The organism is Clostridium sp. chh4-2 (assembly GCF_002899675.1).
In the GTDB taxonomy this organism is placed as follows: domain Bacteria; phylum Bacillota; class Clostridia; order Lachnospirales; family Lachnospiraceae; genus CHH4-2.
In genome coordinates this window covers 44,543-52,909 of record NZ_PKUU01000033.1, presented here as the reverse complement: position 1 = coordinate 52,909, position 8,367 = coordinate 44,543, and the positions used below count along the sequence as shown (strand labels likewise).

The window sequence follows — 8,367 nt, the reverse complement described above, 5'->3', positions numbered from 1 at the left end:
GCCTCAAATACTGATTCGGAATTCAGTATTTGTCTGCCTTTTTCCGCTCTTGCCGACCAAGTATCACTAAGGGTCTGCACACGATCCCCTGTCTTTCTCTAGTTCCGCCGCCCGCCCAGTTTTCCCCTTCTTTCCGGCTGTTGCTTGGCTGGCTGAGGAAAAAAGATTTGGTGGATGGAAGAGTAAGTTTTTACATCAAGGGTGAAGGCATTTTCGGAAAAGCCTTGAGGATTTAATGTAAAGGGTGAGGTCTTTTTGCGAAAATCTTTGACGTTTAAAGTAAAACATGAAGGCATTTTTGAAAAGCCTTTGACGATCTATATAAATGTGGCTCTACGTAAGTACCTAAGCACAAATATTGTTTTTAACCAGGCTAGCGGAAACCAGCAGGGAATGGGGAGGCGGGGCCGAAAGGAAACGGTCTGAGAGGGAATCCGGGCCGGGGAAGGAAGATACAGCCAATTGGGATCGTATGGAACCCCTTTAGAACTACTTAGGCCCGTAAGGACAGAACGAGGCAGGTAAAAACTGATTTCCGTCTCAGTTTTTAAAGCGCCGCTGAGCAGCGAAGTCATCAAGAGTTCACTGCGAATGGCGCTGGCCTGCCTCGATCTGTCCTTACGGGCCTTAGTAGTTCTTAGGGGCGAATCCCGAATCCCAATTGGCTGTATCTTCCTTCCCCGGCCCGGATTCCCTCTCAGACCGTTTCCTTTCGGCCCCGCCTCCCCATTCCCTGCGTACCTCTCGCAACCCCGTTAAATAACAATTTTGGAGCAGGAGATTCGCCTTTGGTTTACTTTAGGTTATCCTTATGTTAGAATACAAACAAAAGGAGAAAGGTATCGGTGAGGGAACTATGAGAGATACAAACGGATTAAAGGCGAGAATACAGGCGGCTGCCGGGGCTTCAAAACCGCAGCTTGTGCTGAAGAATGCCAAAGTGCTGAATGTATTTACGAATGAATTGGAACATGCGGATGTGGCGGTCACGGATGGTTATATAGTTGGAGTGGGGGAATATGAAGGAGTGGAGGAGAAAGATCTTTCCGGTTGTGTGATTTGTCCCGGGTTTATTGACGGGCATATTCATCTGGAAAGCTCCATGATCCCGCCTTCGGAATTTGAAAAGGCGGTTGTGCCCCATGGAACTACAACCGTGGTTACTGATCCCCATGAAATCGCCAATGTGGCGGGGACTCAGGGAATTGAGTATATGCTGGCGGCTACGGAAAAACTGAAGCTGTCGGTTTACTTTATGCTTCCTTCTTGTGTGCCGTCTACCGAGCTGGATGAATCAGGCGCCGTGCTGCTGGCGGAGCAGCTGCGTCCTTATTATAATGAAGAACGGGTGCTTGGGCTGGCGGAACTGATGAATTCGTTCGGTACGGTTCAGGCAGATCCGGATATTCTGGATAAGCTGTATGATGTGGAAAATTTTGGGAAGCTGACGGACGGCCATGCGCCCGGGCTGAACGGAAAAGAACTGAATGCTTATGTGACGGCAGGAGTGATGTCGGACCATGAGTGTTCCGATGCTTCGGAAGCGGTTGAAAAGCTGCGCCGCGGCCAGTGGATAATGATCCGGGAAGGTACGGCTGCTAAGAATCTGGAAGCTTTGATGCCTTTGTTTAATGATCCTTATTATCAGAGGTGTATGCTGGCTACGGATGATAAGCATCCGGGGGATTTAATTCAGGGAGGCCACATTGATTATATTATTCGTAAAGCGGTGAAACTGGGGGCAGATCCGGTGAAGGCGGTCAGGATGGGAACGCTCCATGCCGCCCAATACTTTGGGCTTAAAAAGCTGGGGGCGGTTGCGCCGGGATACCAGGCGGACCTCACCGTCCTTTCCGATTTGGAACAGGTTCAGGTTAAATGTGTTTATAAAAAAGGCAAATTGGTGGCTGACAATGGCAAATTCCTTGGTGAATCGGAGGACAGTCCAAAGGTCTTTCGGGAAGTCCATGACCGGGTGCTGCATTCCTTCCAGCTGGATGAAGTGAAAGAAAGCGATTTTCAGTTGAAAGAGCACGGAAGCCTTCAACGCGTGTTTACTTTGGTTCCGGGAGAAATACTCACCACAGAGCAGATCGTGCCGTGGAAGGAGATGGAAGGCGTTGCGCCGGGAGTGGATCTGGAACACGATATTGTAAAGATGGCAGTATTGGAGCGCCATCTCCATACCGGTCACATTGGAATCGGATTTATCGGGGGATATGGGCTGAAAAAAGGAGCTGTGGCAACCAGCGTGGCACATGATTCCCATAACCTTCTGGTTGCGGGAACCAATGACAGGGATATGGTGATTGCAGCCAATGCGGTCAGGGCCAATGAAGGCGGTCTGGCGATTGCAGCGGACGGGAAACTGATCGGCGAGCTGAAGCTTCCGATTGCCGGGCTTATGAGTCTGGATTCCGCAGAAGAGGTGGAAGAAAAGCTGGAAGAATTAAAAGCCTGTGCGAGAGACTTGGGAATCCCGGAAACGATTGATCCGTTTATGACGCTTGCCTTTACAAGCCTGCCGGTAATTCCAAAACTCAGGCTCAATACATATGGATTAATCGACACCGATATGCAGAAAGTGGTTCCTGTTTTGTGGAACCCGTCAGAAGACTAATATGATTTAGAAAACAGGAGAATTACATCAGATGAGAAAGAGAATTTTGACAGCCGTACTTGCTGTGGCAATCAGCCTTGGAAGTTTTGCAGGAACAGCCTTTGCAGATGAAATGCCGGACCCGGTGGTAGCTGTGTCCGAGGTTGGAAAACTGAAAGCTGCTGAGAATACGGATCAGTTGATCCTGGTGGAGGCAACCGGACTTGACAAGGTGAAGGTGAGCTATTATAAGAAGGCTGCCGCTGAAAAAGGGCCGGGGATGAAAAAAGACTGGGATGAAGTATTTACAACAGCCGGTGTTTACGGAAAAAACGGCGGTACTGCGGATAAAAAAGAAGGGGACGGCAAGACTCCTTTGGGCGTTTACCAGTTTACGATGGCATTTGGCCTGAAAGAAAATCCGGGCAGTATTTTAGATTATCATGAGATAAAAAAAGGGGATTACTGGGTGGATGATTCCCAAAGCCCATATTATAATCAGCTGGTTAATACCGATGTGACAAAAAAATCATGGAACTCCGCAGAGGATATGTCTGCGGCAGCCCCATTTTACAACTATGGTTTGGTATTGAATTATAATACGGAGTGTGTTCCCGGCAAAGGTTCCGCCATTTTCATGCACTGCACGCAGTCAGCCTCAGATACCGGTTCCGCCGGATGCATCAGGGTTCCGGAAGAGCTGATGAAACAGCTGGTTCAGTCTGTTGATGAAAAAACAGCGATTGTTATTGTTTCGGATTTGTCACAATTAGAATATTGAGTATTCCAAAATTCATTGGTAAAAGAGCTGGCTGAACTAACTGCTTCGTTTAGCCAGCTTTTTTGAAAGCATTTTTAAGGTGTCAAGTTTGTTGCGGTCAGCCTGGCTCATATTTGCGCTTAAAATACTGACTAGGAGATCGGTTTCCTGGTCGGTGAACTGAATGCCTTTTTTCCCGGCTTCCATGTTGATTGTCATGAATTTCATGAGAAGCTGGTCTTTTGGAGTGGTCTCCAGCTGCTGCGTGAGTTCGGTCAGAAATCTGATCTTCTCCGGATTCATCATTTTTACTTTTGGATCTTGTTTCCATGAATCGTTCATAGGTTCCTCCATTTTTATGAAATAAATTAATTAAGTAAATTGCTGCATGGTCTGCATCACCATCTGCATGGTTTCCATCCGGGATTGCTGTTCCGGGCTTAACAGGGACTTTAACTGTTCCCACGGCGGTTTTGGCGGCATGGAAGCGCCTGGGGTATCCGGCGGCACATCGCTTTTCTGCGCGGTTTCCTGATAGGAACGGTATAGGCGGAAGCCCTGCATAACGTTGACGATCACATCGATAAAATCCTGTTCATACGTGGAGCCATATGGCTTTATGGTGTTGAGCAGTTCTACCGGTGAGAGCGGTTTTTCCTCCGGCGGTTTTAATCCCATAGCGCTCATTTCCCCGCTGTTAAACAGCTGCATGGTGCGCTGCAGTTCATTTACCTTTACCATAAGGGATAAGAACTTTTGTTCCGGTACGTTCATATATGGCAAGGCGGCCTTTACCATCTGAGAGTGGGGATTTCCGATCAGATAGTCCAGTTCAGTCAACTTAATATCTTGTTTTTGTATCATGTGAGATGTCCTGTTTGGTAGTCTTGTTTGAATATATGCAGGATTCAATGGAATCATGTCTGTTGCATATATTACTATTAGAAAAGAATTTAAGGAGATACTCATGATTTATACCAGACTTGTAATTGAAGGAAATGCGGTTTATGAAATAGATGACGAATGTTTGAAAAAAAGAGAAGAGAGGAACCGGGGAAAGAGTTCGGAAAAGGGGAACCGTCCCTCCAGGCCTTCTAAAGGAAAATAAACGGCAGGAAAAAAGGGCATCTTCGAAAAGATGCCCTTGCCTGTTTTAGCAGAAGCTGTTGCCGCCGCCACAGCAGCAAAGAAGAATGATGATCCAAAGCCAGTCGCATCCGCCGCTGCCGCCGCATCCACAGCTGTTATGTTCACAGCATCCGCCGCCGAATCCGCCGCCGCCGCAGCATAAAAGGATCAAAATTAACCAGATACAGTTAAATCCGCTTCCTCCGCTTTCACATCCGCATCCACAACCACAATTTGTTGCTGCTAAATCACTCATTTTAAATCCTCCGAAATATTTTCTTTACACTCCATCATATGAGGCCCTGCTTGCCACAGTTTCCAACTATTTCAAAAAAAATTAAAATTATTTTGATTGAAGTTACACAAGACTTGTGTATAATCTAAATAATAGAATGATTCATGCGTTCAGATTACCAGGAAAGAAGAGAAAAGATGGAAAAATTATATTACAGTACACCCTATGTCAAACAATTTGAAGGAACGGTTCAGCGATGTTCGGAAGGAAAAAACGGGCAGTTCGAAGTGGTGCTGGATAAAACTGCGTTCTATCCGGAAGGCGGAGGCCAGCCTTCTGACATGGGAACGCTGGTAGAAGCCAATGTTTTGTCGGTGCATGAAAAAGGAGGAGAGATTGTTCATTATACGGACCGCCCTCTGAAAGAAGGTCAGGCTGTAACCGGCATTTTGGATTGGGACAGGCGTTACCGCAATATGCAGCTTCATTCCGGAGAACACATTCTGTCCGGATTAGTAAACCGGAAATATGGGTACGATAATGTGGGCTTTCACATGGGAAGCGAAGAGGTGACCGTGGACTTTAACGGCGTATTAAGTGAAGAGCAGCTAAGAGAGATTGAACTGGAGGCCAATCAGGTGGTATATGACAATGTCCCCGTTCATGTCACTTATCCTGATGCGGAAGCGTTACATAAGCTGGAATACCGGAGCAAAAAAGAGCTGAACGGACAAGTCCGGATTGTGGAGATTCCGGGAGGCGATGTCTGCGCCTGCTGCGGAACCCATGTGGAGCGCACCGGGGAGATCGGGATTATCAAGACTACGGGAATGATAAATTATAAGGGCGGAGTGAGAATTTCCATGCTGTGCGGAAAAGACGCCCTGTTAGATTATGAAAGACGGCTTCAGCAGATTCGCAGCATTTCCCATCTGCTTTCTGCAAAACCGGATTCGCTGGCAGAAGCTGTGGAAAGGCTGAAAAAAGACAGTGAGAGAAAAGACGGACTGCTGATGCAGGTTTATCAACAGCTGTTTTCAGCCAAGACGGCAGCTTTTCCGGCATCAGACCAGCCGCTTTTGGTAGTTGAGCAAAATCTTATGCCGGTTCAGCTGCGCCAGCTCTGCACCATGCTCTATGAGCAGGGAAAGGGAAGTGTTGTGGCAGTATGCTCCGAAGGGGATGGAAAATGGCAGTATGCGATTGGAAGTTCCTGTATGGATATGAGAAAAGCGAGCAAATGGCTGAATCAGAGGTTAAATGGCCGGGGCGGCGGAAGCAGCCTGATGGCACAAGGCACGTGGTCAGCGTCAAAACAAGAGATATTGGAAACATTTAAACAGATAAAAGGCGGAGAATGTGAATGGAATTAAACCAGGAAAATGTTAGAAAAATAAAGGGAATTATCATATTTACAGTTGCAGCCGTGGTGGTTGGCGTCAACTACAGGGGAGTGCTGGGACTGCTGGCGGGACTTATGAAAATGGCGCTGCCGTTTTTGATCGGCATGGTGATTGCATTTATTTTAAATGTACCGATGAGAAAAATTGAAAGCTTTATCTGCCCGGGAAAAGAGAAGAGATGGAAAAGGCCTTTAAGCCTGACTTTATCCATCTTAGGGGTGCTTGGCATTATGCTGATCGTTCTGTTGGTGGTTGTACCGGAACTGTTTCAAACGCTTGTTACACTGCAGGAAAGCGTTCCGGTTTTTCTGGAAGAAGTGCAGAGACAGGCGCAGGAGATATTTGCCACTTACCCGGAAATCGTGAATTATATCAGCCAGATTGAAGTGGATTGGAGACAGACACTGGAAGGAATTTTAAGTTTTCTTGGAAATGGCGCCGGAACCGTACTGTCCACCACATTTTCAGCGGCGATGAGCATCGTCAGCGGGATTGCCACATTTGGCATCGGCTTTATCTTTGCCGTTTACATTTTGCTGCAGAAAGAGACTTTAGCGCGTCAGATTAAAAAGTTTTTACGTGCATTTTTGAAAGATAAGGCTGCCAACAGGATATTTGAAATTGCTGCATTGACGGAAAAGACATTTTCCAATTTCCTGACCGGACAATGCTTGGAAGCTGTTATTTTGGGACTTATGTTTTTTGTGACGCTCAGCATATTCCGGATGCCATATGCGGTGCTGATCGGCGTACTGATCGCATTTACCGCGTTGATTCCTATGTTTGGGGCATTTATCGGGCTGGCTGTGGGGGCGTTTCTCATGCTGATTGTCAATCCGGTACAGGCATTTATCTTCATTATTATGTTTTTTGTGCTGCAGCAGATTGAGGGGAATCTGATCTATCCTCATGTGGTGGGTAATTCCGTAGGTCTTCCATCCATATGGGTGTTGGTGGCGGTTACTGTGGGCGGAAGCGCTATGGGGATTGTAGGTATGCTGATCTTTATTCCTTTGTGTTCCGTCGGATATTCGCTTCTGAGAGAGGAAGTAAATAAAAGAACCAGATTGAAAAATACAAGAGTAAAAAAGGAAGCCCCCCATCCGTCAAATGGTCAGAGGAAGCGATCCTGAATTCCCTGGCGATGGCTCAAACTGTGAGCGGATACCAGGGAACTGTGAGATACAGCCTTACGGATTTGTATTTAAAAGATTTAGATCAGCTTTGATGTCATCTAAGAGCAGGGAAGAAATTCTAAGCCCGCCCCGTCCGCTGCCCAGATCGATATCCGGTTTATTGGTACCGTGAAAATCAGAACCGCCGGTGGGGCGCAGCTGGTACTTGGTACAGATATCTTTCAGCTTCCCGCTTTCATATTGGGTGTTGGAAGAATGATAAACTTCCACGCCGCGAAGCCCCAGAGATTTTAGAAGAAGTATCAGCTCTTCCGTCTTTTCATAGCCCAGTTTATACTGGATGGGATGTGCAAGAACCGGAAACGCATGGCTTAAAGAAAGAATGGACATGGCCTTTTCCGGCGAGATCTTATCCTTTCTAAGACAGTATGGCCCACCGTACTGAAGGTATTTTTTAAAGGCCTGATCCATGGAAGAAGCATAACCTTTATCGAGAAGTACTTTGGCAAAATGGGCCCGGGTGATGACTGTTTCCGGGTGGCCATTTCTTAAATCTTCATAAGAAATCTGAATGCCTCCGTCATTGAAACGCCTTATCATCTCAAAATTGCGCTCCTCGCGTATCGTGCGTATTTTTTCTAACTCTTCCAAAAAAGACGTTTGCGTCCGGTCCAGATAGAGGCCTAAAATATGGATTTCCACTTCCTGATAAACGCAGGACAATTCGATGCCGGGGATGACTTCTATGGGATATTTTTCGGCGGCGGACAGAGCTTCGCCGATTCCGTCTATGGTGTCATGGTCGGTAAGCGCAATCGCCGTTAAATGTTTGGAAGCGGCGTATGTTACAACCTGGGTTGGCGTAAAGGTGCCGTCGGAGGCGGTAGAGTGTACATGAAGGTCAATGAGGTTCATATAAAAATCTCCTTTTCAAAATGAAATTGTGCAATTAGTAATAGTTTGGTAACACTATGGTAACACGATTTATCAATTATGTAAAATGCGAAAAAAACGTCGAAAATTTTTATATAATTTAATAAATATGTAATTCCATTTTCCACAAATTATGGTATACTACCATTTGTAACGCTACATTATAATGTGAA

At 46.4% G+C, this 8,367-nt stretch carries 9 protein-coding genes; 5 read left to right on the top strand and 4 right to left on the bottom strand.

The features are described from left to right. The first annotated feature begins 856 nt into the window (after positions 1–856). Positions 857–2,620, top strand: a complete 1,764-nt coding sequence (gene ade, locus C0033_RS24695) for an adenine deaminase (RefSeq protein ID WP_103230519.1) — start codon at positions 857–859, stop codon at positions 2,618–2,620. A gap of 31 nt (positions 2,621–2,651) precedes the next feature. Next, positions 2,652–3,380, top strand: coding sequence for a L,D-transpeptidase family protein (locus tag C0033_RS24690; protein WP_103230516.1), 729 nt, complete (start codon positions 2,652–2,654; stop codon positions 3,378–3,380). A 36-nt stretch (positions 3,381–3,416) separates the two neighbouring features. On the opposite strand, the gene C0033_RS24685 is transcribed toward C0033_RS24690, so the two are convergent. Beyond that, positions 3,417–3,701, bottom strand: coding sequence for a hypothetical protein (locus C0033_RS24685; protein ID WP_103230515.1), 285 nt, complete (start codon positions 3,699–3,701; stop codon positions 3,417–3,419). A gap of 30 nt (positions 3,702–3,731) precedes the next feature. Then, positions 3,732–4,223: a hypothetical protein gene (locus tag C0033_RS24680; protein ID WP_103230514.1), complete on the bottom strand. Its 492-nt coding sequence runs from the start codon at positions 4,221–4,223 to the stop codon at positions 3,732–3,734. 103 nt (positions 4,224–4,326) lie between these two features. Here C0033_RS24680 and C0033_RS27260 point away from each other — a divergent pair, with 103 nt between their 5' ends. After that, on the top strand, positions 4,327–4,467 hold the full coding sequence (locus tag C0033_RS27260) for a hypothetical protein (RefSeq protein WP_180994888.1): 141 nt from the start codon (positions 4,327–4,329) through the stop codon (positions 4,465–4,467). 45 nt (positions 4,468–4,512) lie between these two features. Here C0033_RS27260 and C0033_RS24675 read toward each other — a convergent pair whose 3' ends face one another. Next, positions 4,513–4,743 (bottom strand): hypothetical protein, encoded by a 231-nt coding sequence (locus C0033_RS24675; protein WP_103230513.1) that lies wholly within the window; start codon positions 4,741–4,743, stop codon positions 4,513–4,515. Between the two features lie 176 nt (positions 4,744–4,919). On the opposite strand from C0033_RS24675, the gene C0033_RS24670 reads away from it, so the two are divergent. Together C0033_RS24670 and C0033_RS24665 are read left to right on the top strand one after the other, a co-directional pair. After that, entirely contained in the window at positions 4,920–6,095 is a 1,176-nt protein-coding gene (locus C0033_RS24670) for an alanyl-tRNA editing protein (RefSeq protein WP_103230512.1), read from the top strand. Then, a complete protein-coding gene (locus C0033_RS24665) occupies positions 6,086–7,258 on the top strand; it encodes an AI-2E family transporter (protein ID WP_103230511.1) in 1,173 nt (390 codons plus the stop codon). Before C0033_RS24670 ends, C0033_RS24665 begins: the two co-directional genes overlap by 10 nt. A 57-nt stretch (positions 7,259–7,315) precedes the next feature. On the opposite strand, the gene C0033_RS24660 is transcribed toward C0033_RS24665, so the two are convergent. Then, a complete protein-coding gene (locus tag C0033_RS24660) occupies positions 7,316–8,176 on the bottom strand; it encodes a PHP domain-containing protein (RefSeq protein ID WP_103230510.1) in 861 nt (286 codons plus the stop codon). Positions 8,177–8,367 lie beyond the last annotated feature (191 nt).